Below are 26,815 nucleotides of genomic sequence, written 5' to 3'. Positions count from 1 at the left end.
CAGGGGTGCGCCCTTTTTCTGACCTCCAGCGGAAAGCAGGTCAACGATTCTCCAGCCGCTTGGTGTACATATCGACGGCCACCGCCAGGACGAGCACGATACCCTGGATCACCTGCTGCGGGTAGGAGGCCACACGCAGCAGGTTCATGCCGTTGCCCAATACGCCAACGATGAGCGCGCCAACCACTGCGCCCAGCACGCTGCCCACGCCGCCGAACAGGCTAACCCCGCCCAGCACTGCCGCCGCAATTGCGTTCAGTTCGAAGCCGACTGCCACCTGTGGCTGGGCCGACCACAGCCGTGCTGTCAGCAGTAACCCGGCCAACCCGGCTAGCAACCCGCTGATCCCGTAGGTCAGCAGCTTGACGCGGTTGACCGCCACACCGGCCAGCCGCGCCGTCTCCTCGCCGCCACCAATGGCGTAAACGTGCAGGCCAAAGCGCGTCTGGGTCAGCAGCAAATAGGCCAGCGCCACGATCACCAGCCAGACGATCACCGGAACCGGCACTTCCGCCACTACCCCCGACCCCCAGAAGGTGTAGGCATCCCCCATGCCGGAGATCGGGCGGCCTTCGGTATAAACCAGCGTCAGGCCGCGGGCAATGCCCATGGTAGCCAGCGTGGCCACGAACGGCGGCAACTTGCCGTAGACCACCAGCACGCCATTGAGCAATCCGATGGCCAGGCCCACCACCAGCCCGACCAGCATACCGGCGTAAACCGACAGGCCGTCGCGCACGATCAGCCCGGCGGAGATAGCCCCGGCCAGCGCCGCCACCGACCCTACCGACAGGTCGATCCCGCCGACCAGCATGGCCATCGTCATGCCGACCGCCATGACGATCACCGGCGCGTTTTGCACCAGGATGTTGACCAGATTGCGCGACTGCAGAAATCGATCCGACGCCAGCGAAAAGAACACCACCAGCGTTAACAGGATGATGAACACCGTCCCGCGCCGCAGCCAGCTGGCAAAGATGGCCCGCCGGGCCTGGACGCCTGTCACTGTGGTCATAGGCCCTTCCCCCCACCGTTGGCGTTATACCCGGCGGCGCTGCCGGTAGCCGCGCTCATGATGTCATCCTGGGTGGCCGTACGAGGATCGAATTCCCCGGTCAGCCGCCCTTCATGCATGACCAGCACCCGGTCGCTGACGCCCAGCACTTCCGGCAATTCGGACGAGATCATCAGAATGCCTACCCCCTGCGCAGCCAGATCGTTCATCAGGTGGTAAATCTCCGCCTTGGCGCCCACGTCAATGCCGCGCGTCGGCTCGTCCAGGATCAGCACCCGCGGCTTGAGCGTCAGCCATTTGGCGATGACCACCTTCTGCTGGTTGCCGCCGCTCAGGTTGCGCACCCGCTGCTGGATGGATGGCGTGCGGATGTCCAGCCGGGCCACAAAATCGCGGGCGATGCTCTCCGCCCGCCCGCCCTGGATCAGGCCCAGGCGTGTCAGCTGCCGCAGCACGGCCATCACAATATTTTCGCCAACCCCCATGCGCAGGAACAGCCCCTGTGCCTTGCGATCTTCCGGCACAAAGCCAATACCCTGGGCGATGGCCTGCGCCGGACGCCGGATCGTCACTGGCTGGCCGTCCAGGCGGATGACGCCAGCGTGCGCGGGGCGCAGGCCGAAGATCGTCTCAGCCAGTTCCGTCCGCCCCGCCCCGACCAGCCCGGCCACCCCCAGGATCTCGCCCCGGTACAACTTGAAGCTGATGTCTTCAATTGCGCCGTGGGAGGACAGCCCTTCCACCTCCAGTACCGGGTCCCTGCTGTCCGTGCGCCCGCTGCGCTCGTAAATATCGGTCAACTCGCGCCCGACCATCATGCGGATGACCTTTTCCTCGGTCAGGCCAGCCACCGGCTCCGTCCCCACCAGTTCGCCATCCCGCAGGACAGTCACCCGATCGGCAATGGCGAAGATCTCTTCCAGCCGGTGGGAGATGAAGATGACCGAAACCCCCTGCGCCTTCAGCGCACGCATCTGGTCAAAGAGCGTTTCCACCTCGCGGTCGGTCAGCGACGAGGTCGGCTCGTCCATGACAATCAGGCGTGCATCCAGGGAAAGCGCCTTGGCCACCTCGACCATCTGGCGCTGCGCCAGTGGCAGGAAACGCACCTCCGTACGCGGGTCAATCTCCAGGTTCAGGCGGTCAAGCTGGACTCGCGCCTGGGCATACAGGCGCTGCCAGTCGACTGTCCCCGGCACTGCGCCAGCCGGTTCCCGCCCCAGGTAGATGTTCTTGCCCACATCCAGGTATGGGATCAGGGCCAGTTCCTGGTGGATCATGCTAATGCCCAGCGCCTGGGCGTCGTGCGGCGAATGAATGGTCACCGCCCGGCCATTCCAGAGAATCGGCCCGGAATCGGCGTCAGGCAGGAAGACGCCGTTCAGGATGCGCACCAGGGTGCTCTTGCCCGCCCCGTTTTCCCCCACCAGGGCCAGGATTTCCCCGGGGTCAACCGTCAGGTCAACCTGCTTGAGGGCCTGCACGCCGGGGAATGTCTTGGAAATCCGCTGCATCTGCAGCAGCGGTTGCGCCTCGCTCATGGCTGCCCGTCCGTTACCTTACCATCCGGATAGTCGATTCGGCGGGGGCGGCCCGCAGACCGCCCCCGCGCGCCAACGTTCGGGACGACTGGCTACTCCGCCGTCACCAGGCTGAGCGCCACCGGGATCGACGCCGGGACTTCCTCGCCACCCAGGTAAGCCGCTGCGGTCATGACGCCCAGTTCGCCCATCAGCGCGGGCTGCTGAGCGATAGTCGCCGCCAGCGTACCGGCCTGGACCGCCGCTACCGCGTCATCGATCGCGTCGAAGCCGACGAAGACGATACCTTCACGCCCGGCAGCCGTGGCCGCCTCAATCGCGCCCAGGATCATCTCGTCGTTGTGGGCGAAGACGCCATCGATTTCGGCCTCAGCCTGCAGGATGTTCTCGAACACGCTCAGGCCCTCAGCGCGGTTGAAGTTGGCCGTCTGCCGCGCCACCACTTCCAGACCGGGGCACGATTCGCTCAGGTAAGCGTTGAAGCCCGCGCCACGATCCCGCGCCGCCGACGTCCCGGCGATGCCTTCCAGCTCCACCACCTTGCCCTGGCCGCCGAGGGCGTTGCACAGGAACTCGCCCGCCAGCCGGCCACCGGCCACGTTATCGGAAGCGATATGGCTGACCACCTCGCCGCCCGCCGCGCCGCGGTCAATCGTGAAGACCGGGATGCCCGCCGCGTTGGCCGCCAGGATCGACGGCACGATCGCGTCAGCATCGGTCGGGTTGACCAGGATCGCGTCCACGCCCTGGGCGATCAGGTCCTCCATATTGGCCGCTTCGGTCGCCGGGTCGTCCTGCGAGTCAACCACAACCAGCTCAACCGTACCCAGCGCGTCAGCCGCCGCCTGCGCACCATCGCGCAGCGTCACAAAGAACGGATTGTTTAACGTCGAGAGCGACAGACCGAGCGTCAGCTTCTGCACCAGCCGCAGCGCCACCGGGATGTACGCCTCAACCGTCTCGCCGTTCAGGTAGGCCACCGCAGTCCGTACGCCCAGGTCGCCCATCAGCGCGGGCTGCTGAGCGACCGTCGCCGCCAGCGTACCGGCCTGGACCGCCGCTACCGCGTCATCGATCGCGTCAAAGCCAACAAACTTGATGTCCGCAGCGCGGCCCGCCGCCGTCGCGGCCTCAATCGCGCCCAGGATCATCTCGTCGTTGTGGGCGAAGACGCCATCAATCTCCGGCTCGGCCTGCAGGATATTCTCGAACACGCTCAGGCCTTCAGCACGGTTGAAGTTGGCCGTCTGCCGCGCCACCACTTCCAGACCGGGGCACGATTCGCTCAGGTAAGCGTTGAAGCCCGCGCCACGATCCCGCGCCGCCGACGTCCCGGCGATGCCTTCCAGCTCCACCACCTTGCCCTGGCCGCCCAGCAGCTTGCACAGGAAGCGCCCGGCCATGGTGCCGCCAGCGACGTTATCAGAAGCGATATGGCTGACCACCTCGCCGCCCGCCGCGCCGCGGTCAATCGTGAAGACCGGGATGCCCGCCGCGTTGGCCGCCAGGATCGACGGTACAATCGCGTCTGCATCGGTCGGGTTGACCAGGATCGCGTCCACGCCCTGGGCGATCAGGTCTTCCATATTGGCCGCTTCGGTCGCCGGGTCGTCCTGCGAGTCAACCACGACCAGCTCGACCCCCAGCGCGTCAGCCGCCGCCTGCGCACCATCGCGTAGCGTCACAAAGAACGGATTGTTTAACGTCGAGAGCGACAGACCCAGGGTATACCCCTCCTGGCCGGAAACCACGGCCAGCGGGGCGACCAGCAACGCGAGAACCAGCATTACTGCAGCAATTCGGCGTGTCATCATGCTACTCCTTTTGAACCTATTTTGAGGTGAAGAACAGGCCCGAAAATCGTCAACAACATTCAGGCGCCAGGCACCTCCTTTTCCCGGCAAACGGGCAACACGAGATTACCGGATGAGGCGGTGCAGCAGCAGCGCCAGCGCAATGACCGCGCCCTGCACCACCCCCTGATAGAAAGACGGGACGTTCAGCAGGTTGAGGCCGTTGTTCAGGACACCGATGATCAGGACGCCCAGCAGCGTGCCGGGCACCGTGCCCTCGCCGCCATCAAAGCTGGTACCGCCTACCACCACGGCGGCGATAGCATCAAACTCAAAACCCATGCCGGCCGTCGGCTGTGCCGAGTTCAGCCGGGCGACCAGGATCGCGCCCGCTAGCGCGGAAAGCACACCGGATAGCACGTAGACAAAGGCCGTGATGCGCCGGGTAGGCAGGCCGGAAACATAGGCGGCGCGTTCGTTGTCGCCCAGGGCGAAGATATGGCGGCCCAGGGTGGTGTGGTTGAGCAACAGGTATCCCCCAACAAAGACCACCGCCGCCACCACAACCGGCATCGGGATCGGGCCGAGGAAACCAGTCCCGATCTGGCGGAAGCCATCGCCCAGCCCGGTGATCGGCTGGCCGCCGGAATAGACCAGGGCCAGCCCACGGGCGAAGGTCATCATGCCCAGCGTGGCGATGAACGGCGGGATGCGCACCACGCTGACCAGCAGGCCAGTGATCAGCCCCAGTGCGCCGCCCACAACCAGACAGACCAGCAGCCCCAGCACCGGTTCTGCGCCGCCCTGCACCATGCTGGCGGTGATCAGCGTCGCCAGGGCCAGAATCGACCCTACCGATAGATCGATGCCGCGCGTCAGGATGACCATCATCATCCCTACCGAAATAATGCCGTTGATGGCCGACTGGCGCAGGATGTTCAGCAGGTTATCAACCGTGAGAAAGCGGTCTGAAGCCAGCGTCAGCGCCGCGCAGAGCAGCAGGAACACCATAAACAGCCCGTAACGCTGAAAGAACAGCCGCCAGTCCGTCCGCCGCCGGGTGCCCGGCATGGTTATCGCCGTCATCAGAAGACCACTCCCGCGATCAGGATCACATTGGCGTAGGGCGTGAATTCGCCCGTGCGGACGATGGCGCGCGCCTCCCGCGTCCGGGCTTTGAAGACTTCGTGCGGCACAACTTCTACAGGAATATCCCCCAGGATGTCGCGGAGCGCAGCGTGCATGGCCGGGCTGACGCTGGCCATCTCGGTAGCGACGATCGCGCCCTGGACGGCCATCTCCCCCAGCACGGCGCGCACGACTTCCAGGAAAGGCGGGACACCCGCGCTGACAGCCAGATCGATGCGCTGCGGCCCGGCGGGGATGGGCAGGCCGGCGTCACCGATGACCAGCATGTCGGTGTGCCCCAGACCGGCGATGACCGCCGAAAGCGGCTGGTTAAGCAGACCAGTCTTCTTCACGATCACTCTCTCCCTTTGTAGCGCTGGCAGGAATCGCGCTCCACCAGGTGGACCGGCAGGCGTTCATGGCGGGCAGGCAACTGGCGATCCTTCAGGCGGGAGACCAGCAGCGCCACTGCCCGCGCCCCAAGTTGCCGGGCGGGCTGGGCGACCGTGGTCAGGCGCGGCACACTGAACGACGCCAGCGGAATATCGTCAAAGCCCACGATCGAGATGTCTTCCGGGACGCGCAGACCGGCCTCATGTGCAGCGCACAGCGCCCCAACCGCCATCAGATCGTTACAGACAAATAGGGCGGTGGGCGGCGACGGGCGGGCCAGTAATTCGCGGCAGGCCCGGTAGCCGCTTTCGTGCTGAAAGTCACCGGCGACAATCAGCGTTTCGTCCACGCCCACCCCGGCTTCGATCAGCGCCTGCCGGTAGCCGATCACCCGCTCCGCACTGGAGGTCAGCAACGACGGCCCACTGATGCAGCCGATAGCCCGATGCCCCAGCCGCAACAGGTATTCCGTCGCCAGCACCCCCCCGCGCGTATTCTCCACAAATACCGTATCGATCTGGAAGGAGTCGTAGGCCTCACCCGGCGAACGATCGACCATCACCACCGGCGCATCATGCGCCATCAGGAAGTCCAGCGCCGCGCCGTAGGCTCCCGTGGAGACCAGGACCACCCCGTCCACCTGCTTGGAAAGCAGGATATCCAGGTAGGCTAACTCGCGACGGGGGTCGTCGTTGGCGTTGCCAAGGATGACGTTATAGCCGTGATCGTACCCCGCCGCTTCAATCCCCAGCAGCACTTGGGCAAAGAACGGGTTGGCACTGTTGGGCAGCAGCACGCCCAGTGTCTGGGTGCGGCGGCTGCGCAGGCTGCGGGCCAGGCGATTGGGCTGGTAATGCAGGGCGGTCATTGCCGCCTGCACGCGTTCCTGCGTCTCCCGGCTCACCCGGCGGGTCCCATTGATCACGTGCGACACCGTTGAGACCGATACCCCGGCCCGCTCGGCCACGTCCCGGATGGTCGCCACGGACACCGCTCCTGCTGATCCGATCGTCACAGAATGCACAAAATAAGCGGGTAGACCTGTACAGAAAAACGTTTGCGCAATCGTTTTTCAGCGTAGCATGAATCAGCCTCTGAGTCAAGCATCGTGACATGCTGGCGCATGTGCAGGTCGTGTAATTGAGATGCTACGCGCAGGCGTTCGTGCTAGGGGGATAGCAACCAGTTGGTAACAGCCATCCCTGTGTATGTATGCCTCTTTTTTCTCGCCGCCGGGCGCGGTATAGTTCCCACTATGAACCGTCGTCTGCTCACTATCCTGCTGTTTGCCGCGACGCTGGTACTCCATACCTTGCCGCCCTCCGCTGGCGCCCAGTCCCCCGCAGGCGAGATCATCCGCCTGGTCAACGAACTACGGGCCGCACGCGGACTGCCGCCCTTCAGCCCTGATGGGGCGTTGATGGCCGCCGCTCAGAGCCACGCCGAGTGGATGGCTGCCAATATGAGCTACACCCACACCGGCGCAGGCGGCAGTACCCCCCAGCAGCGGGCCAACGCCGCCGGTTACCGGGGTTATGTAGCTGAGAACATCGTCGGTGGGACGAATCTCTCCCCCGGCCAGGGCGTCGTCTGGTGGGAAAACAGCGCCATCCACTACGCTACAATGACCTCCACGCGGCACATTCATGTGGGGGCGGGCTTCGCCAGCGCCGGCGGCCAGAATATGTACGTGCTGCTCGTGGGCGTACCCTCGGATTACGCCCCGGCCCCCGGCAGCCCGCCCGTCCGGCAGGCCCCCGCACCGCCGGTGGTCGTGCCGGTCACCCGCGCTGCCCCCCGCGAAGATGGCTCGATCGTCCACGTGGTGCAGATCGGCCAGACAGCCTGGGACATCGCCGCCGTCTACGGCGTAGACCTGGCTACATTACTGCGCCTCAACAACCTGCCGGACGATCCGATTCTGCTGCCGGGCGACGAAATCCTCGTCCAGCCGGCGGAAGGGGCGACTCCGCTCCCGCCGGGGCCGTTGACCCATAAAGTCCAGCCGGGCCAGAGCGCCTGGGCAATCGCCGCACGCTACCGCATAACGCTGGACGAACTGCTTTACCTCAACGGCCTGGGGCCGAACCCCGTGCTGCATCCGGGCGACACGCTGATCATCCGTCTGGCCCCCGGCCAGACACCGCCGCCCACCTGGACACCCACCACACCGCCCACCACCTACACCGTCCGCAGCGGCGACACGCTATGGAGTATCGCCGCCCGCCACGGCCTGACGCTGGACGATCTGCTGACCCTTAACGACCTGAGTATGGACAGCGTGATCCTGCCCGGCGAGGAACTGCGCATCCGCCCGGAAGCGCCGCCAGCGCCATCCCCCACACCCGCGCTGACGGATACCCTCACCCCTGCCGGCGGGATCGCTGTCGCCGCCGGGCCGACGGCCACGCCATCCCCGACGGCGACCCTGCTGCCCTCCCCGCCTTCGGCGACGATCACGCCCCGCCCAACCCTGGCCCTGCCCACGCCAACGCCGGTCGCCGTTGCGCCGGGCGGACGCCCCGGTAACACCCTGATCGGCGTGGCAGTGATCGGCCTGGGGCTGCTGTTGCTGGGGGGCATGGCCGCCATCGAGCTGTACGAGCGCCGCAGCAAGCGCGGAAGAAACCGCTAACGCACGGCGGCGGGCTGCCGCGCCCGCCGCCGAAGGAATTCATTCACCTGCCACCTGGCTCCTGCCGCTTTTTCCGCCAACCGTCTACTGGCTGCTCCAGACGACCACCGGCTTGTCTGTGTCCGGCTGCTGGTTGTCATTGGCGGCAGGGCGCCCATTATCAGCGGGGATCAGGTGCGGGGCGGCCCCTTCCCGCCGGTGAAAGACAATGCCTTCCCCGTCAACATCGACGATCACCAGGTCTCCGGCCTTGAACTCGCCCTTAAGCAACCGGACGCTGAGCGGGCTTTCCACATAGCGTTGCAGCGCCCGGCGCAGCGGACGCGCCCCGAATTGCGGATCGTAGCCCTGCCGGGCCAGCCACTCGCGGGCCGGTTCGGTCAGTTCCACCGCCAGACCCTGTTCCTCCAGCCGCGCGGCGATGTCCTTCATCTGCAGGGTGACGATCTGCTTGACATCGTCCAGCGACAGCGAATCGAAGATGATGATCTCGTCGATACGGTTCAGGAACTCCGGGCGGAAGTGCTTGCGTAGCGCTTCCTGAATCTTGCGGTGATCGGCCACCTGTTCCGGATTGCTATCCGGGACAAAGCCCAGCGCACCGCCCTGACGGGCGAATTCCGTGCCCAGGTTGCTGGTCATAATGATCACGGTGTTTCGGAAGTCCACCACACGCCCCTGGCCATCGGTCAGGCGGCCGTCTTCCAGAATCTGCAGCAGCGCATTCCAGACGTCCGGATGAGCCTTTTCGATCTCGTCAAAGAGCACCACCCGGTACGGGCGACGGCGGACAGCCTCCGTGAGCTGACCGCCTTCCTCATAGCCCACATAGCCGGGCGGCGCGCCAAACAGGCGGCTGACCGTATGCGGCTCGCGGTACTCGCTCATGTCAATGCGCACCAGCGCATCCTCATCATCGAACAGGAAGGCCGCCAGCGCCTTGGCCAGTTCGGTCTTGCCCACCCCGGAGGAACCGAGGAAGATGAACGAGCCAATCGGACGGCGCGGGTCTTTGAGGCCGGAGCGAGCGCGGCGGATAGCATCGGAGATAGCGCTGATGGCCGCCTGCTGGCCGATGATCCGCTGCTGGAGTACTTCTTCCATACGCAGCAACTTCTGCGCTTCGGTTTCCAACATCTGGTTGACCGGAATGCCGGTCCACTGGGCGACCACGTCGGCGATATCGTCGGCATCAACCATCTCGTCCAGGGAGTTTTTCTCCTGCCATTCCTCGCGCTGGGCGGCATACTGGGCCTCCAGGCGTAGCCGCTGCGACTTGAGCATGGCCGCCCGCTCATAATCGCGGGCCAGGCTGGCCGCGTCTTCCTCCGCGCGCAGGCGGTCGATCTCCGCCTTCATCTCCTTCAATTCCGGCGGCATCGAATAGAGGGCCACGCGCAGTTTGGCGGCGGCTTCATCCATCAGGTCGATGGCCTTGTCCGGCAGGCGGCGATCCGTCACATAGCGGTGGGAGAGCCGCGCCGCCGCTTCCAGGGCGTCATCGGAGAAGCGCACCTTGTGGTGAGCTTCGTAGCGGTCACGCAGACCGCGCAGCATGGCGATCGTATCCTCGACGCTCGGCTCCTCGACATAGACGGGGGCAAAGCGGCGGTCCAGCGCGGCATCCTTCTCGATGTACTGGCGGTACTCGTCCAGCGTGGTCGCGCCGATAGCGTGCAGTTCGCCACGAGCCAGGGCCGGCTTGAGCATGTTGCTGGCGTCCAGCGCACCCTGAGCCGCACCAGCGCCGACCACCTGATGCAGCTCGTCAATGAAGAGGATGATCTCCCCTTCCGAGCGCTGAATCTCCTCAATGACCGTCTTAAGCCGCTCCTCGAATTCACCGCGGAAGCGGCTACCGGCGATCATCGCGCCCAGGTCCAGGGCAACCACCCGCTTGCCGAGCAGGATTTCCGGCACGTCATTCGCGGCGATTTTCTGGGCCAGGCCCTCGACGATGGCCGTCTTGCCCACACCAGCCTCGCCGATCAGCACCGGGTTATTCTTGGTGCGGCGGCTGAGGATCTGGATCACGCGCAGGATTTCATCATCGCGTCCGATAACCGGGTCCAGCTTGCCTTCAACGGCCATCCGCGTCAGGTCGCGCGAATATTTCTCCAGCATCCGGTAGCGGCTCTCTGCCTGCGGGTCGGTCACCCGCTGCCCGCCGCGGATGTCGTTGATCGCGTCAAGCACCCGATCTTTGGTCACACCAGCGTCGGCCAGGATGCGCGCCACCGCCGTCCCATGCTTATCCAGGATGGCCAGGAAGACATGCTCGGTGCTGATGTATTCATCGCGCAGGCGGTTGGCCTCGTTGTTGGCCTGGTCGATGATCCGCTTGACGCGGGGAGTGATGAACACCTGACCCGCCCCGCCGCCATAGATCGCAGCCTTGGGTGACGCCCGCAGCACCTCATCCAGCCGGGAGCGAATCATCTCTACATCGACGTTCATCCGCTCCAGCACCTGTGGAATCACCCCATCCGGCTGCTCGATCAGCGCCAGCAGGAAGTGCTCAACATCGATCTGGTTGTGGCCGTAGCGCATCAGGATTTCGTTAGCGCGTGCAGCCGCATCCTGCAGTCGTTCGGTGAAACGGTCAAAACGCATCATCGCTGGTTAATCCGTCTCTCTGAGGACAGGCTACGATTGCCTGCCTCTCGCGATTCCATTAATGCACCCAACTCTGTCTTAAGTATAGCATGCAAGACAGCGGGTGCGGCGCTTCTGACACAGCTCTGATGCATTTCTGAGGGATTTCTTATGAGGGGCTTATCCTGACGGATGGCCGACCTCGTCGGGTTCAACGTGGCGTTCCAGCGTGCAATCGCTGTAGGAAACCGGGTCTTCCAGCGGTTCCAGGTGGGTGGTGACCATAACGCCGGGCAGCGCGGTGCGGATCTCCGCCTCGATGCATTCCAGCACGTCATGGCCCTGCTTGACCGTCCAGTAGCCGGGGACAAGAACGTGCATGCTGGCAAATCGCCGGGAAGCCGCCTGGCGTGTCCGCACGGCATGAAACTCCAGCCCATCCTGGCGGTAACCCTCCAGGATGGTTTCCAGGCGGGTATATTCCTCCGGCGGCAGGGCGGTATCCAGCAGTCCCAGCACCGAGCGTTGGATCAGACGCCCGCCCTCGCGGATGATATTGGCTGCCACCAGCAGGGCAACCACCGGATCCAGCCAGCTGAGGCCGGTCACAGAGACCACCAGCACGCCCAGCACAACCCCGGCGGATGTCCACACGTCCGTCATCAGATGCTTGGCGTCGGCCTCCAGTGTGATTGAGTCATAGCGCCGCCCGGCGGAGAGCAACACCCGCGACGCACCCAGGTTGATCAGCGAGGCCACCACAGAGACAATCAGACCGGCGCCGACCTGTTCCAGCGGCTGGGGATTCAGCAGGCGCGTAATAGCAGCGTAGGCAATGCTGCCCGCCGCCACCAGGATCAATGCACCTTCCGCCCCGCTGGAGAAGTACTCGATCTTACCATGGCCATAAGCGTGTTCATCATCCGGCGGGCGGGCAGCCAGCGTCAGCGCCACCAGCGCCATGATCGCCGCCGCCAGGTTGACCAGTGACTCCAGAGCATCGGAGAGCAGACCCACCGAGCCGGTCAGCCAGTAGGCCAGACTCTTCAGGCTGATGGTCAGCACCGCAGCCCCGATAGAGAGCCAGGCAAAGCGTCTGAGCGAAGCCCGATCGACAACCACGTCCAACATCCTTTTCCCCCGGCCAATACCCCCTGAAGCAAAGGAGAACAGTCCGGGCAAAGAAATAGTATAGCACCATCGCCGCGCTCTGGAAGGGACACTTGCGGCGGGCAAACCGCCCGGCGCAGCCAGCGGGAAAGAGACAGGGGGAAAGAGGCCAGGAAACCAGGAGACCTCACTGAAGCGGAAGCTCACTTGCGCTGGCACGGCTTACGACCATAATCAAAAACAGATTTCGCCCGTCCGAATCGGCATCGCTGCTGCCAGCGTGCGTCCGGCCAGTCCCATGCGCTGGAGGGCGCGGCCCTGAGGATTGCCCCAAGGAGGCTCCTGTGGATATTGCGCGTGCTTTTACTTACGTGACCGAAGATGAAAACTGGCAGAACAAGACCGTCATCACGCTGGTGATCGGCGTGATCCCGCTGATCAACCTGGCCGCCATCGGCTGGATGCTCGACCTGATCAACAACATGCTGGACGGGCAACAGAAGCCGATGCCCGACTGGGATGATCTGAGCAATCAGTTCGTTGACCGCTGGTCGCGGGGCCTGATGGTGGCCATCGCCGCCGTCATTTACGTCATCCCGCTGATTGTGATAGCGATCTGCCTTGGCATCCTGGTCGCCGCGCTGGACGGCGGGCTGCTGCGCGTGTTGATCTCGCTAGTCGCCACAGCGTATGTCGCCCTGATGTGGCTGCCGCTTTCGATCGGCATGATGCGCTATGCCCGCACCCGCGACTTCAACCACTTCCTGCAGTTCGGGCGCAATATCTCTCTGGCGCAGGAGCATCTATCGACGCTGATCGTGCTGGCCGTCTTTGTCTTCATCGTCGGGATCGTGATCAACATCCTGGGCAATCTGCCGTGCATTGGCTGGTTGATCTCACTGGCTGCCACCGGCGTCAGCGTGATCGTGGTCGGCCACCTGACCGGCCAGGCCGCCGTCGAAATCGCCGATCGGAAGCGCGGCCAGGCCTGAGCGCCGGGTCGTCGCCAGCGCTGCCCACACCCGCGCACCGTCCGGTCGCGGGTGCTTTGCGTTCTGAGCGGCCCGGCTATTCCCGGCGTGGGTGTATACTAGGGCACACGCACAGTGGCGCGGTAGCAGCGCGATAGCGGCAAACAGGACAGCATTTCATGCGCAAACGGCAGGTTCCTCCCCGCCTGAGGCTTGATTTCTCGTTCACCCGTCCCTGGCTGATCGGCGGTGGGCTGATCATCTTCGGCATCTTCACCCTGTTCCTGGTGCTGGGCTGGTTCGCCTACTTCGAGTTGCTGGCCATATCCGCCGGGGTAGCGGCGCTGGGCGGGCTGGTGCTGCTTTACGGCCTGGCTCATCCGGGTTTGCCCTGGCCGGGCTGGGCGGCTTATGTCCTGTTCAGCGTGGCGGTCTTCTTCTCCGCCGCCTTCTTCCTGGATTTCCAACCGCTGTACACGCTGGCAGTGGGCACGGCCCTGCTTGGCCTGCCCTTCCTGACGCTTTATATCCGCCGGGTGTGGCTGGAGCGCCGGCCCGGTTACTGGTGGGCCGGGCTGCCGGCGGGCATGCTGTTCACCGGCGCGGCGGCGCTGGTGCAGCTGCGGCTGGGCTGGCCGCCGCATATGGTGCGCGGCCTGACCATCTTCACGTTCATGGGCGGGATGGCTATCACCCTGTTCCTGATCTGGGCGCCGAACTACCTCCGGCCCGCCTTTGGCTGGATGATCGGGCCGATCCTGCTGACCAGCCTGATCGCCATTTATGGCCTGCTGGATGCTACCGAACTGGAATCCCTGACCATCCCGCTGATTCTGTTGATTCTGGGAGCGTACTTCCTGTTACGCGGCTTTCTGCGGGAGGCAATGACCCGGCTTGCCCGGCGAGCCACGCCGGATTCCGCTTCCCGCTCTGCGCTGAGCCAGCCCCGCTCCTGGGTCCCGCTCGTGCCTCCAGCCCGGACGCCGTTGCCTCCGCCTACACTCGATCCCGGTGCTGCTGCTGTCGCGCCGGACACGATCCGCCTGTTCAGCCCGGACTTCCCGCCAGATGGCCCACTGCCGGTGGCCTGTACCTGTGACGGCGCGGGAGAATCGCCCCCGCTGGCGTGGGGAGGGCTGCCTGCCGGGACAGCGGCGCTGGCTTTGATCTGCGAGACTGCCGACGCTCCGCACGGCTCCCTGGCCCACTGGGTGCTCTACAACCTGCCCGCCGCCGCCCGCGAATTGCCCCGCGCCCTGCCGCCCGGCAGCACACCGGGAGGTTCCCGGCAGGGGATGAACGACTTCGGTGCGCCGGGCTACACAGGCGCCTGTCCGCCGCCCGGCGAAAACTACCGCTACATCTTCACCCTCTACGCCCTGGATTCGCCCCTGCCATTGCCGCCGGGCGCCTCCCGCACTGCCGTCAGCGAGGCCATGCGCGGGCATGTGCTGGCCACCGGCCGTCTGATGGCGACTTACCGCCGCAGGCCCGCCCCGCCGCCCCGGTGATCAATACCAGACCAGGCAGCGCCGGGGCGTACCATGTCGCAGGCGATCGAGTCCTAGCGGGATCAGCCAGGCCAGGTTGCTGATGATCGCGCCCGGCAGCGCGTTCACCGGATACCACGCCACCGCCTCGCCGGTGCGGCTTTGGGCGGTGGCAGGATCACCCGCATACACGGTAGCGAAGACATGCACCGTCCAGTCGTCAGCCTGCATGGTCGCTACGGGCAGCCACTCCCCCTCGGCGATGTCCAGCCCGCCTTCCTCCCACACCTCGCGCCGGACTCCGGCGGGGGGCGTCTCCCCCGGCTCCAGCGCGCCGCCCAGACCGTTGATCTTGCCCGCCTGCCAGGCCGGCTTGCACTTGTGGATGAGCAGGACGCGCTCCTGCGCCCGGTCAAAAACAAAGCCCAGCGTGTACTCCATGATGACTGCCCTCCCGGCAACCGGCTTGACCGGGAGCGATTGTAATCCTCTACGTGCGGCGCTCCGAATCCCAGCGCAGAAAACCGGATTTGCTTATAATCTCTGAGTGGCCCCCGCGCCTTGCCGACGGCTGAGGCCGTCCGGGAGATTGGGAATGGTTATGAGCAACAACCGGCTCCGCGTGCTGGTGGTCGAAGATGAACCGCGCCAGCGCATCGCTACGGTAGAAAACCTGCGCCAGTTTGACTACGAGGTGCATGTCGCTGAAGGTGAGGGGGCGGCGTTGCTGGCAGATGCGCGACGGCAACTGATGGAGCATTTTTGCCATGTCGCGGTCATCAACGCCCGGCTGATCGGGCCGGTCAACTTGCTCGACCCGACTCAGTTTGACCTGGGACACCAGTTCATGCCAGCCGGTGTGGTGCTCTACAGCACCGATCGGGACGACACCATCGCCTACATTGCCGGCTGGCATCGGATGGGCTATGTCCGCGCCAGCGATCCCCCGCGAACGCTGGCCGAAGCCGTCCGCTTACAGGCTGACCAGCGCCAGGTGCGCATTAACTGGCCGCACGACAACTTCAACCGCGACATCGCCCAGGCGCTGAGAATGAAGCCAGAGCAACTCCTGGCCCAGGACCTGACCGACCTGCTGGGTCGCCTGTTCCCCAAGGCTGTCGCCGTCGAACTGAAGCTGCTGCCCGGCGTGGACGGTACACCGGAGAACCCGGCGGCGACTCCCGTCCGCCGCGCGGTGGTGCTCTGGACCCAGGAGCGGCGTCGGTACACCAATTACCTGACTCCCAAGGTCACCAAGATCAGCACCCGTGACCGCATCCAGCGGGAAGTCGACAATTACACCAACCATGTCGAGAGCCAGCTCAAGCATAACCGCCAGGCCCGGCTGGAAGGGCACACCCTGCTATGGCATATCGGCGCGTGCGCCTATGAGTTTCTGGGGGTGGCTCCGGATGACCTCCAGCCCTTCCAGAGCTTCTACGCCGGGAATGACGCCGAAACCATCCTGGAAGCCCTGCGCACGCTGTTCCTGCAGCTGTGCGAAGTCTGGTACATCACCGAACGACAGGTGGTCAGTGGAGGCAGCCTCTATGCGCTGTACGATAGCGCCCTGGACCTGGAAGAACACCTGGGGCGGGTGCAGCAGAACGAGTACCGCCTGCGCTTCCCCGGCGTGAACGGCGACCTGCCCAACCCGGCCCTGTGGGTGCTGCGCGAGGGCAAGCATCAGGTCTTCGATAGCCTGACCACCTGCATCGCCCATGGCGACCTGCACGGCGATAACTTCTTCGTCGACAACACCCGCATGACCTGGCTGATCGACTTCGAGCATACCGGTCGAACCCATGCCCTGCGCGATTTTGTTGAACTGGAAGCCGATATCAAGCTGCGCCTGACCGCCTACCCGGACGGAGACCTGAGCGGGCTGGCCGCGCTGGAGCGATCGCTGCTGACGGCCAGGTCAGTGGGCGATCTGCTGCTCCCCACGCCAGACGTCGCTGCTGATATGGCGCTGTTCAAGACCTTTCAGACGTTGGCCGGGCTGCGCCACCTGGCCTGCCAGGCCACCGGGATCACTGACATCACCGAGTACCTGCACGCGCTGCTCTACGAAACGCTGTTCATGGCCACCCTCAGGCACCTGCGCGAACATGTCCGGCAGCGCGCCCTGCTTGCCGCCGCGCTGATCGTCGATCGACTGACAACGCGTAGCAGCCTGCGGGATCGCTTCCAGACGGCGGTTCCCCGCCTGGACGCCGCTACCCTGGATGGACGCCCTCCTGCGGAGGCGCTGGCGGTCGTGCGCCAGCACCTGCAGCATCTCACCCTGTGCTACCGCTGCGCCGAACTGCAGAAGAAACTGTACCACGGCCCGGCTCTGCCGGAGGCGCTGCGCGATGGCGTGGAGCTATTACACGAGGAAGGCCGCCGCACCCGCGCCCTGCAGGAGACTCTGCAGCGCGGCGGTGCGTAGGGGGCCGCCCGGCAGATAACAGTATCCCAACTTACATAAACGATATATTAATATTTTCCGGCAGCAAAATGTTGTCATATACTTAAAACTGTGGTAAACGAAGATAAGCATTGTTATCACATAAAGTCTTCCGGTTATGAATCGTCCCGGAAACCATCGGCACTACAAAGTGGGGATCTACCAGTGATGTGCTTGCCACAGACCCGACCTGCAGACTGCTCCTCCATCCTGGCCTGAAAAATCAGCTGCCGGGACTGTAGTTCGGCACCCTTAGACAGTGCCAGCTTGGCAGCCAGTCCCCGCGCTTCGTGGCACAAGAGAGGTCTTGACAACCCAGGGCGAGGTCGCTAGCATGGCGCCGTTGTTATTGATACAATAACCCACCATACTAAAGTAGCTGGTAGCAGGGTCTTTATTGTAGGTCTCTAAAGATTTCAGTTTTCTGCGGGGTCATACCCTGTGCCGGGTACCCAGGGCCTGCATCCGACCATCATATCGCCCTGCCGGCAAGATTGAACAAGACTCGTTGTCTCTTGAGCGCCAAAAGGTCAGGTGAGCTATGACGACAAGCAAAGCAGAACGTCTGATTAATGAAGGGCCTCTTGCCTTAAAGCGGGAGACGGGCGGCAGCCCTCTGGTTGTCCTTTATCCCCGCAACCGCTACCGCAATGCCTATCTGTCCCGTTACCTGCGCGAACCGGACTGCGGCCTGTACTACTACGCCCTGCAGACCACCGATCGCAACCTGCGCAAGTTCCTCAACAACCTCATCGAAGACCTAAACGCTTCCACCGACGGTTTTGGGGAAAATCTCCGCGCCGCTATTGCCGCCAAAGCCAAGGTCCAGGACCTGGCTGCCGCCCTTGCCGAAGACCTGCGGGCGCTCAGCAGCGAACCGTTCACCCTGCTTCTGGATCAATACGACCGTCTGCCAGAAAAAGATGAAACCAAGCGCTTCATGGAAGCCCTGATCGAGCATATGCCGGAGCACGGTCAGATCATCATCAACGCCCGCGAGCAGGCTTACCTGCCCTGGTTTGACCTGGTCTCGGAGCAAAAGGCAACCGTGCTGGGGGCGGAATACGTGCCGGAGGAAAGCGCCCCGCCGGAACCCGCGCCAGAAGTCCCGCGCATTGAAGTTTTTTCCCTGGGCCGCGGCCATACGCTGGTCAACGGCGTACCCGTCACCCACTGGGATGGCGAGTTGCCCAAGAATCTCTTTTACTTCTTCATGGATCACGAACTGGTCACCCGCGACGAGATTTTTGACGTCTTCTGGCCCACGCTTTCCGTCAAAGAGGCGACCAATGTGTTTCATGTCACCAAGCGCAAGATCAACGAGCGGCTGGGCTATGACCTGACCCAGTATGCCAGCGGCTTCTACAGCCATAGCGACAAACTGGACATTTTCTACGATGTATTCAAGTTTACCAAAGCCGTGGAAGAAGCCATGGCCGCTGATGACCAACAGGCCGAACCGCACTGGGAAGAAGCCGTTCGCCTGTACCGTGCGCCTTTCCTGCACCGCCTGGACATGGACTGGGCCAGGGAGCGCCGCGCCGAACTGCGTCACCTGAACGCCACCGCCCAGATCGGGCTGGGGCGCATCCGCGAGGTGCAGGGCCGGATCGATGAGGCCCTCAAGCACTACAGCCGTGCCCTGCGCGAGACGCCGGAACGCGAAGACATCCACCGCCAGGTGATGAGCCTGTACTACCGCAAGGGCGATATCGAGAAGGCGGTTGAGCAATATCACCAGCTGGAACGATCCCTGCGGGAGACGCTTAACATCACCCCCTCGCCAGAGACCATCGCCCTCTACCGGCAGATCACCGGACAGAGCTGATATTTACCTGCTGTCAAAACACCACCGGAGGCTGCGCGGACAGCCTCCGGTTTGTCTTTTCACCGCTGCTCAGGCAAGTCCGCAGGGGATGACCGCTGCTGGCGCTACCACACGCCGGGGATCAGCTGCCAGCGGGTGCGCCCCGCGTACTCGCGGTAGCCGGGCAATTCCGCCTGCAACATCCGATCCTCCAGGATAGTACGCACGATCATCGTTGCCACCATGACCCCCGCTGGTAGCAGCGCCCACCCTGAACCGAGCAGGATTGGCGTCCCCAGCATATGAAGGATCAGCCCGGCGTAACCGGGATGGCGGATATAGCGGTAAGGCCCGTCGGTTACAACCGTCTGACCACGGTCGGCCTGGATACGCACCACACGCGAGAAGAAGCGGTTGACTGCCATCGCCCAGCCGGAAAGCCCCGGGCCGGCCATCTCCACGACAAGCGCAACACCCTGAGCTGCTGCAGAGATGGCCGACCAGCTAAAGCGCGCATCCAGCCCGGCCACCAACAGAGTCACCAGGGCTACCGCACCGCCGATCAGGGGGCTACCGCATCCGGCGGCGCCTGCCACACCAGCGGGTAGCCCCAGCTGCCCGCCGCCCGCCCTTCCAGCAGCGTCGTCAGGCTGCCATCAAAGCCGGCCAGCACCAGATCGGTCGCCGTGCGCGGATAGGCGGTATCCGCAGGCACGTGGTTCAACAGGATCACACCAGCGTCGGTCATCAGGCTGGTGGACTGCAGGAAGCGCCCGCGCATCACACGTTGCGGCGCAGCTTCGCCGGCGGGCAGGAGGAACAGCGTGTTGTCCTGGCCGCCTGCTCCCCCGGCGACAAAAGCCAGGCGGCCGTCCATGCCAAAGCTGAAGGTGGCGATCACATCCCCGCGTGACCCGGCGCTGATCGTGACCGGCATGACGCTACCATCCAGAGCCAGGCGATGCAGGAAATGCTCGTCATTGGCCGTTGAACTGACATAAACGAGGAAGCGTCCATCCGGCGCACGCTGGAGAAGCCGGGCCAGGCCACCGGGAAAGGTATCTACCGTTATGCCCTCGGTGACCAGCGTGACGGTTCTGGCGGTCAGATCAGCCAGCACCAGGTTGGCGACGCTGGCCGCCCGGCCGTTCGGAAACGTCGCCAGGACACGTTGCCCATCCGCCAGCGGTATCACCCGGTTGACCGTGCTGGCCGGCAGGTAAGCGCCGCCGCTGGGCATGTAGACGTGCTCGGTCGCTGCGCCATCGTCGCTGACGGTGAACAGCCGCCATTGCGACCCACCGGGGCAGTGCTGGCCCAGCGAGAGGATCACCCCACCGCCAGCATAAGGGGCCAGGGCCGCGCTCGTCCAGTCACAGCCGCGGGCGGGGACGAGCGTCGTGATCTCACGCCCGGCAGCGCCATCCCAGCCAATCAGCGCCGCTTCGTCAGCCAGGCCATTGACATCGGTGAAAAAACGCACGGCATATGCCCCGGCATCCCCCAGCGTAAAAGCCACAATCTCCGGGAACGCGACAGCTTCGACAAACGGGGCCAGGCCTGCTGCGGCAGGCATAGTCAGGATGCGCAGCGTCCCGCTGGCGAAGGGAGCGCGGCGGGTAGCATCCGCCGGATAATCAATGTAAGCCCAACGCTGGCCGTCAGGGCTGAAGGCGGCCCGCCCCGGCCCATTGCAGGCCAGGGCATGGGCATTCCCCAGACGGATCAACGCGCCTTCAACCCTCAGAGGAACGTAGTACAGGCCACCGGTTTCCGCACCAACGAAGATCACCAGGCCGTCCCCGGCAGGAGCCAGCGCGTCCGGCCCGCAGGCAAAGACACGCGTCTGCGGTCCTTCCGATGGCACTTCGGCCAGTAATTGCGACGCTGCGCCGGGGACTATCCAGGCCAGCATCCCCGGTCCGGCGGGCGCACCCGGCTGGCCGGGCGCCAGCCAGACCAGCACCCGTCCCGGCGCGTCGCCTTCCTGAGCCAGTGCCGCCCCTCCTGCCAGCAGCGCCACCATCACCGCCACCGCCGCGATCCTGCCCACAACCATCCTATCCCCCTGCCTATAGCACATCCGCCACGATCATCCCCATCCGGGCGACATCATAGCCGGGCAGGGCGGCCACCGCAGCACGAAATGCGTCGTCATGCAACAACTCCAGCGTGGCCCGCACCGGCGGCACGTCAGCGTACTCCAGCGCCAGCGCCAGATCGTAACGTTCCGTCGCCAGGGGGATGAAGTCAAGATCCAGGGCGCGCGCCGCCGCCAGCACGCCCATGCCCGCGTCCGCCTGCCCGCTCTGCACCGCCGCCGCCACCGCCAGATGGGTGATCTGCTCGTGCTCATAGCCGGTGATCTGCTCCGGGTGCAGACCCGCCCGCGCCAGCAAATGGTCAAAGAGCAGGCGCGTGCCCGCCCCGCGCTGGCGGTTGACGTAGCGCACATCCTCGCGGACCAGATCAGCGATGCCCGTGATCTGTTTAGGATTGCCCCGGGGCAGGATCAGGCCCTGCACACGCCCAACCAGGGTGATCAGGCGGACGGCCCTGCCCGGCACATAGCGACGCACATAAGCTACATTGTATTCGCCGGTTTCCACATCCAGCAGGTGGCACCCCGCCAGATGCGCCTGACCGCGTTCCAGGGCGATCAGCCCGCCCAGGCTGCCTACATGGGCGCTAACCAGCCGGTAGGCCGGGTGGCGTTCCGCCAGGAACTGCGCCAGCAGGTCAAGCGTGAGGTCATGGGAACCGCTGATCAACGCCGTATGCTCGATTGTGCGTGGCGAGCGGTAGAGGTGAACGGTCACCCGATCCCCGGCGTTATGCCCCTCGCTGAAGCGCGGGATGCGCACGATGCCATCCGCCCGCACCAGCGAGGTGATCACACCGGCGCCGCGTCCCAGCGGCGTGACCAGCACACGCTCCCCCACCCGGCCCACCGTAACCCGCAGGTATTCCTCGTCGCCAATCGGGCTGAGTACCTTGCGCGTTAATTCGCCCTCGATCGTTGGCGGTGGTTCCGCCGGACGGCCCAGCCAGCGATCCAGCAGCGGACGCACGAAAATCTCGCCGGTCAGGGCGGCGGAGACCGGATAACCCGGCACGCCAATGACCGGCACGCGGCGACCGTCTATCTCCAGCATCCCCAGCACCACCGGGTGGCCAGGCCTCACCGCGACGCCATGCACCAGCAACTGGCCCAGCGCCCGCACCACCGCAGCGGTGTGATCTTCGCTGCCAGCGGAAGAGCCAGCGTTGATCAGGAGCAGATCGGCAACCGACGCGGCAGCCCGGACGGCCTCCTGGATACGCTCCGGGTCATCGGGGACAGGCGGCAGGCGCTGAGGGATGCCACCCCATTCCTGCACCTGCCCGGCCAGCACCAGGCTGTTGAACTCGATCACATCGCCAGGTCGCAGCGGATCGCCGGGCTGCACCAGCTCGGAGCCAGTAGCCAGGATAGCCACCACCGGGCGACGGCGGACGCTGACCGTTGCGTGGCCGCAGGCCGCCGCCGCGCCCACGTCCACCGGGCGCAGCGTGTGGTTGGCCGGCAACACCAGCTCGGTAGCCACCATGTCCTCCCCCATCGGGCGGACATGCTGCCAGGGCGCCACCGGGCTGCGGATGAGCAGCCGGCCCCCACCCAGCGGCTGGACATGCTCGATCATGATCACGGCGTCGGCCCAATCTGGCAGGGGATAGCCGGTATTGACCGCCAGCGCCGGGCGGCTGACCGTCTCCGGCGTGCCTTCCTCCAGTGTCACCGGGGCGGTTTCGGTTGCGCCCAGCGTATCGCGCGCCCGGACGGCATAGCCATCCATGGCGCTGGCATGGTAACGCGGGGAACTGATCCTGGCCCAGATCGGCGCGGCGGTCACCCGCCCCAGAGCCTCGTTGACGGGTACTTTCTCCGCCGGGAATGGCCCCCACTGCCCGGCGCGCTGCAAGGCGCCGGAAAAGATCGCCCATGCATCTTCCAGCGGGATGTCATGCAGATAGATATTGCGCTCCTGGCCCATACAGCGTTCTTCCAAGACAGTCAGCTATGCTCGCTGCTGCCGTCCGGATCGCCCGCTGCAACCTCGGCGCCTCCGGCGTCAAGCGGCAGAAAGACCCGGAAGACGCTGCCCCGCCCCGGTGCGCTATCAACCTCGATGAGGCCGTGGTGGGCTTCGACGATCTTCTGGACAATAGGCAGGCCCAGCCCCATACCGCCGGTGTTAGTGCTGCGGGCGCGGTCGGCGCGGTAGAAACGCTTGAAGATGTGGGGTAGCTCCGCCTCGCTGATGCCGATCCCATTGTCCTGGACTTCCAGCACAACACTGGCATCCTGCCGGGCGACACGAACCAGGATCTGCCCGCCGGCGGATGTGTAGTTGCAGGCGTTGGTCAGCAGGTTGGTGATCAGACGGTGCAATTCCATTTCATCGCCGATCAGAGTCAGCGGATCGCCTTCCGCCTGAAAGGTGACATGATGGTTTTTCTGCTCGATCAACATCGCTTGTTCGGCGATGACGCTCTGCGCCAGTGCGGCCAGATTCACCGGGCTGCGGACCAACTCCTCCTCCTGGTCCAGACGGACAATATTCAGCAGGTCTTCGACCGTCCTTTCCAGATGTGTCACCTGCATCCCCAGGATGGTCAGGTGACGGGAATGGACGTCTTCATCCAGCGTCTTGCGCATCACGCTCAGGCTGAGCCTCATGGTCGTTAGCGGCGTCTTGAGGTCGTGGGAAGCGTCGCTGATGAAGCGTTCCAGCATTTCCCGGCGGGCTTGCTCGACACCCAGGGCGATGGCGCGCTCCTTGGCCTTCTGGCGCTCGGTCACATCCACGCCAATAGCCCAGGTGGCCCAGCCAGGGATGGGGAAACGAGCGGAGATATTCGACCAGGCGATGGTCCTGTGGCTGCCATCCTTGCAGACCCATTCCCATTCCCAGTCGCGGTAGTCATCGCCACGGGCCAGCATCTCCCGCCACAGGCGCGACAGGTAAGCAGAATCGGGGTACAGCAGACGGTTGATCTCCCGCGCCGACCGGCCAACGATCTCGGCGGCGCTATACCCGGTGACGCGCTCGCATTCGCGGTTCCAGACGCGGATGGTATCGGCCTGCTCGTCATAGGCGATCAGCATCACCGGCATGTGCTCCAGCACCTGGCGCAGACGCTCCTCGCTCTGGCGCAGGGCTTCCTCGGCCTGCCGGCGCTCCTGAATCTCCGCCAGCAGCCGGGCATTGGCCTCGGCCAGTTCGGCGGTGCGCTCCCTGACGCGCTGCTCCAGCTGGTCATGGGCGGCTTGCAGAGCGGATTCAGCCTGCCGGCGGGCAGTGACATCCACACCAATGGCCCAGGTTCCCCAGCCGGGGACGGGAATTAGCTCGGAGATGTTCGACCAGGAGACAATGCGGGTGCTGCCGTCTTTGCAGACGACCTTCCATTCAAAATCGCGGTAGTTGTCCCCCCGGCGTTGCCATTCATCCCGCAGGTAGGCGCGATAGGCAGGATCAGGATAGATCAGCCAGAGGGCCTGCGGCTTGCCCACGATTTCCTCGGCGCTGAAACCGGTGACGCGCTCGCATTCATGATTCCAGACAGTGATATGGTTAAGCTCTTCGTCAAAGGCCAGCATCATTACTGGCATGCTCTGGATGACCTGACGCAAGCGCTCCTCGCCTACTTCAGCGGCAGCCCGCACTGCCCGGGCAGCCTCCAGTTCGGCAATGCGCTGGCGCAACCCGGCGATTTCCGCGAGCAGTTCGTCTCTGGTCTTGTGACTCTGGTCGCTCATCCTGGCCTTACTCCGCGAACCTTCAGCGGTCTTTTTAGAACAGATAGACGTCAACGGCATCACCGGCCCGCAGACCGGTGGCGTCCAGCGGAATCCTGGCCAGACCGTCGGCGCGCACCAGGGTGAAGATCAGGTTGCTCTTGCCGAAGATCGGGTCTGCCTTGATGGTATCATCGTTCTCATGCAACACAACAGGGATATAGTCCTCTCGCCCGGCAGCACTCGGAACGTTGGCTGTGAGCGTGGCCCGCAGGCGTGGCCGGGAGGGTGGACGCGCGCCCAGTATGTGGCCGATGGCCGGGAGACCAAACAGCCAGAAGGCGACGACCGCGCTGACCGGGTTGCCCGGCAGGCCGAGCACCGGCCGCCCATCAACAACAGCCAGAATGGTGGGCTTGCCAGGTTTGATGGCTACCCCGTGCACCAGCACGCCCGGCCCGCCCAGTTCAGCCGCCAGGCGGTTGATCACCGCGGCGGTCATGTCGCGGGCGCTAACGCTGCTGCCCGCCGTGATCACGGCCAGATCGGCGGCGGCGGGCGGGGCCAGCGCAGCACGCAGGGCCATCTCCAGCGCCGTGGGATCGTCCGGGATGATCCCCCAAGGCTCAACATCGGCCCCTGCCTCCGCCGCCAGCGCGCTAATGGTGAAGCTGTTGATGTCGCGGACCTGTCCCGGTGCAGGCGCGGCCCCCGGCGGGACGATCTCGTCGCCGGTGGAGAAGATGGCCACGCGCGGGCGGGCGCGCAGATGGATCGGGCGGGCCGGTGTGCCCAGGCCCAACGCCAGCAGTGCCCCGATCTCTGGCGGGCGCAGGCGCGCCCCGGCGGGTAACACCGGTTCCCCCCGGTGCACATCTTCCCCGACCTGCAGGACATTCTCGCCGGGGGCCACGCGGCGGAGTACCTCGATCTCGTCCGTCGCGATCGGGCTGGTGTGTTCCACCATCACTACCGCGTCCGCGCCTGCGGGGATCATCGCCCCGGTATGGATCAACGCAGCCTGTCCCGGCCCGACCGCGAACGCCGGTTGCTCCCCCATGTGTGACTCGCCGACAACGCGCAGGTAAGCCGGCAGCGCCTCGCCCGCACCGTAAGTATCGGCAGCGCGGACGGCGTAGCCATCCACCGTCGCCCGGCGGAAGGCAGGCAAATCCTCCGGGCTGCAGATGTCTTCCGCCAGCACGCCGCCAGACGCCATCCCTGCCCAGAGCTCGGCTTCAACCATGGCGGTGCGGTGGGTGACTTCGGCCAGCCAGCGAGCCAGGGCTTCGGCAGGGGAAAGGACGTTGAAGAACTCAGCCATCGACAACTCCTGGAGATTGCGCCGGGGCGGTCGTCCACAGCAGGTACCTCACACGGGCACGTGCCCGGAGCGCACCCCCGCGTTACAATCGATTGCGCCCCGGCGAAGAGGTCGCAGGAGTTGCCCCATGGAAGACGCTGTGACAGTCGCCATCCTGGCCGGAGGCAAATCCAGCCGGATGGGGACAGACAAAAGCTTTGTGCCGCTGCTGGGCAAAACCCTGATCCAGCATGTGCTGGAGCGCGTGGGCAGCCTGGGCCTCCCCACCATCCTGATCACCAACCGTCCGGCAGCCTACGCGCCGCTGGGGCTGCCGATGTACGGCGATCTGCTGGCGGGGAAAGGCTCGCTGGGCGGACTCTACACGGCGATCTCCTGCAGCCAGACCCTCTACACGCTGTGCGTGGCCTGCGACATGCCGTTCCTCAACCCGGCGCTGCTGGCCCACCTGATCAGCCTGCGGGCCGGTTATGACGCGATTGTACCGCGCCTGGACGGCTTCCCGGAAGCGCTGCACGCCGTCTACAGCAAGGGCTGCCTGGGAGCCATCCGCGAGAAGCTGGAACAGGACCAGCTGAAGGCGATCAGCTTTTACGGCCAGGTGCGGTTGCGTTTTGTGGAAGAAGACGAAGTGCGCCGCTTCGATCCGGCGTTGCGTTCCTTCGTCAACGTCAACACGCCGGAAGAACTGGCCCGCCTGCAGGCTGCAACGGCTGACGATTCCCCTGCCACCTGAGCCACCTGAAAAGCAGAGACCCGGCGTCAATGGCCAGGCCTCT

20 protein-coding genes are annotated in these 26,815 nt (G+C 64.8%); 6 read left to right on the top strand and 14 right to left on the bottom strand.

Annotation, left to right across the window (positions count from 1 at the left end):
- Positions 1-40: 40 nt before the first annotated feature.
- The 6 genes from HPY64_01810 to HPY64_01785 all read right to left on the bottom strand — a co-directional run bounded on the left by HPY64_01810 (position 41) and on the right by HPY64_01785 (position 6,855).
- Positions 41-1,015 carry an ABC transporter permease gene (locus HPY64_01810; GenBank protein NPV65862.1) on the bottom strand — a complete coding sequence of 325 codons (975 nt, stop codon included), beginning with the start codon at positions 1,013-1,015 and terminating at the stop codon, positions 41-43.
- Positions 1,012-2,556 (bottom strand): sugar ABC transporter ATP-binding protein, encoded by a 1,545-nt coding sequence (locus tag HPY64_01805; protein NPV65861.1) that lies wholly within the window; start codon positions 2,554-2,556, stop codon positions 1,012-1,014. Before HPY64_01805 ends, HPY64_01810 begins: the two co-directional genes overlap by 4 nt.
- Positions 2,557-2,648: 92 nt before the next feature.
- Positions 2,649-4,367, bottom strand: a complete 1,719-nt coding sequence (gene rbsB / locus HPY64_01800) for a ribose ABC transporter substrate-binding protein RbsB (protein NPV65860.1) — start codon at positions 4,365-4,367, stop codon at positions 2,649-2,651.
- A 108-nt stretch (positions 4,368-4,475) separates the two neighbouring features.
- On the bottom strand, positions 4,476-5,420 hold the full coding sequence (gene rbsC, locus HPY64_01795; protein NPV65859.1) for a ribose ABC transporter permease: 945 nt from the start codon (positions 5,418-5,420) through the stop codon (positions 4,476-4,478).
- A 14-nt stretch (positions 5,421-5,434) separates the two neighbouring features.
- Entirely contained in the window at positions 5,435-5,830 is a 396-nt protein-coding gene (rbsD, locus tag HPY64_01790) for a D-ribose pyranase (protein NPV65858.1), read from the bottom strand.
- Between the two features lie 2 nt (positions 5,831-5,832).
- The gene (locus HPY64_01785; protein NPV65857.1) at positions 5,833-6,855 is read right to left on the bottom strand and encodes a LacI family DNA-binding transcriptional regulator; all 1,023 of its coding nucleotides are present in this window, start codon (positions 6,853-6,855) and stop codon (positions 5,833-5,835) included.
- Positions 6,856-7,125: 270 nt separating this feature from the next.
- Here HPY64_01785 and HPY64_01780 point away from each other — a divergent pair, with 270 nt between their 5' ends.
- The gene (locus HPY64_01780) at positions 7,126-8,505 is read left to right on the top strand and encodes a LysM peptidoglycan-binding domain-containing protein (protein NPV65856.1); all 1,380 of its coding nucleotides are present in this window, start codon (positions 7,126-7,128) and stop codon (positions 8,503-8,505) included.
- 84 nt (positions 8,506-8,589) lie between these two features.
- Here the strand turns inward: HPY64_01780 and HPY64_01775 are convergent, their stop codons facing one another.
- On the bottom strand, positions 8,590-11,118 hold the full coding sequence (locus HPY64_01775; protein ID NPV65855.1) for an AAA domain-containing protein: 2,529 nt from the start codon (positions 11,116-11,118) through the stop codon (positions 8,590-8,592).
- 162 nt (positions 11,119-11,280) lie between these two features.
- Positions 11,281-12,231, bottom strand: coding sequence for a cation transporter (locus HPY64_01770; protein NPV65854.1), 951 nt, complete (start codon positions 12,229-12,231; stop codon positions 11,281-11,283).
- A gap of 323 nt (positions 12,232-12,554) precedes the next feature.
- On the opposite strand from HPY64_01770, the gene HPY64_01765 reads away from it, so the two are divergent.
- Both HPY64_01765 and HPY64_01760 read left to right on the top strand, forming a co-directional pair.
- A complete protein-coding gene (locus tag HPY64_01765; GenBank protein NPV65853.1) occupies positions 12,555-13,202 on the top strand; it encodes a DUF4013 domain-containing protein in 648 nt (215 codons plus the stop codon).
- Between the two features lie 863 nt (positions 13,203-14,065).
- Positions 14,066-14,692 (top strand): YbhB/YbcL family Raf kinase inhibitor-like protein, encoded by a 627-nt coding sequence (locus tag HPY64_01760; GenBank protein NPV65852.1) that lies wholly within the window; start codon positions 14,066-14,068, stop codon positions 14,690-14,692.
- Here the strand turns inward: HPY64_01760 and HPY64_01755 are convergent, their stop codons facing one another.
- The gene (locus HPY64_01755; protein ID NPV65851.1) at positions 14,693-15,112 is read right to left on the bottom strand and encodes an NUDIX domain-containing protein; all 420 of its coding nucleotides are present in this window, start codon (positions 15,110-15,112) and stop codon (positions 14,693-14,695) included.
- A 160-nt stretch (positions 15,113-15,272) separates the two neighbouring features.
- Between HPY64_01755 and HPY64_01750 the strand changes: the two genes are divergently transcribed.
- Positions 15,273-17,105 carry a phosphotransferase gene (locus HPY64_01750; protein NPV65850.1) on the top strand — a complete coding sequence of 611 codons (1,833 nt, stop codon included), beginning with the start codon at positions 15,273-15,275 and terminating at the stop codon, positions 17,103-17,105.
- 559 nt (positions 17,106-17,664) lie between these two features.
- Positions 17,665-18,951 (top strand): tetratricopeptide repeat protein, encoded by a 1,287-nt coding sequence (locus HPY64_01745; GenBank protein ID NPV65849.1) that lies wholly within the window; start codon positions 17,665-17,667, stop codon positions 18,949-18,951.
- Positions 18,952-19,055: 104 nt separating this feature from the next.
- On the opposite strand, the gene HPY64_01740 is transcribed toward HPY64_01745, so the two are convergent.
- Genes HPY64_01740 through HPY64_01720 form a run of 5 tightly spaced genes read right to left on the bottom strand, consistent with a single transcriptional unit; the run spans position 19,056 to position 26,036 of the window.
- Positions 19,056-19,472 carry an isoprenylcysteine carboxylmethyltransferase family protein gene (locus HPY64_01740; GenBank protein ID NPV65848.1) on the bottom strand — a complete coding sequence of 139 codons (417 nt, stop codon included), beginning with the start codon at positions 19,470-19,472 and terminating at the stop codon, positions 19,056-19,058.
- A 20-nt stretch (positions 19,473-19,492) separates the two neighbouring features.
- A complete protein-coding gene (locus HPY64_01735; protein NPV65847.1) occupies positions 19,493-20,989 on the bottom strand; it encodes a hypothetical protein in 1,497 nt (498 codons plus the stop codon).
- Positions 20,990-21,002: 13 nt separating this feature from the next.
- Positions 21,003-22,964, bottom strand: coding sequence for a molybdopterin biosynthesis protein (locus tag HPY64_01730; GenBank protein ID NPV65846.1), 1,962 nt, complete (start codon positions 22,962-22,964; stop codon positions 21,003-21,005).
- Positions 22,965-22,984: 20 nt separating this feature from the next.
- A complete protein-coding gene (locus tag HPY64_01725) occupies positions 22,985-24,733 on the bottom strand; it encodes a PAS domain S-box protein (protein NPV65845.1) in 1,749 nt (582 codons plus the stop codon).
- A 34-nt stretch (positions 24,734-24,767) separates the two neighbouring features.
- Positions 24,768-26,036, bottom strand: a complete 1,269-nt coding sequence (locus HPY64_01720) for a molybdopterin molybdotransferase MoeA (GenBank protein NPV65844.1) — start codon at positions 26,034-26,036, stop codon at positions 24,768-24,770.
- 127 nt (positions 26,037-26,163) lie between these two features.
- Between HPY64_01720 and HPY64_01715 the strand changes: the two genes are divergently transcribed.
- Positions 26,164-26,772 (top strand): molybdenum cofactor guanylyltransferase, encoded by a 609-nt coding sequence (locus tag HPY64_01715; GenBank protein NPV65843.1) that lies wholly within the window; start codon positions 26,164-26,166, stop codon positions 26,770-26,772.
- Positions 26,773-26,815: the final 43 nt, after the last annotated feature.

The organism is Anaerolineae bacterium (assembly GCA_013178165.1).
In the GTDB taxonomy this organism is placed as follows: Bacteria; Chloroflexota; Anaerolineae; order Aggregatilineales; family Ch27; genus Ch27.
This window is presented reverse-complemented; position numbering and strand designations above follow the sequence as displayed.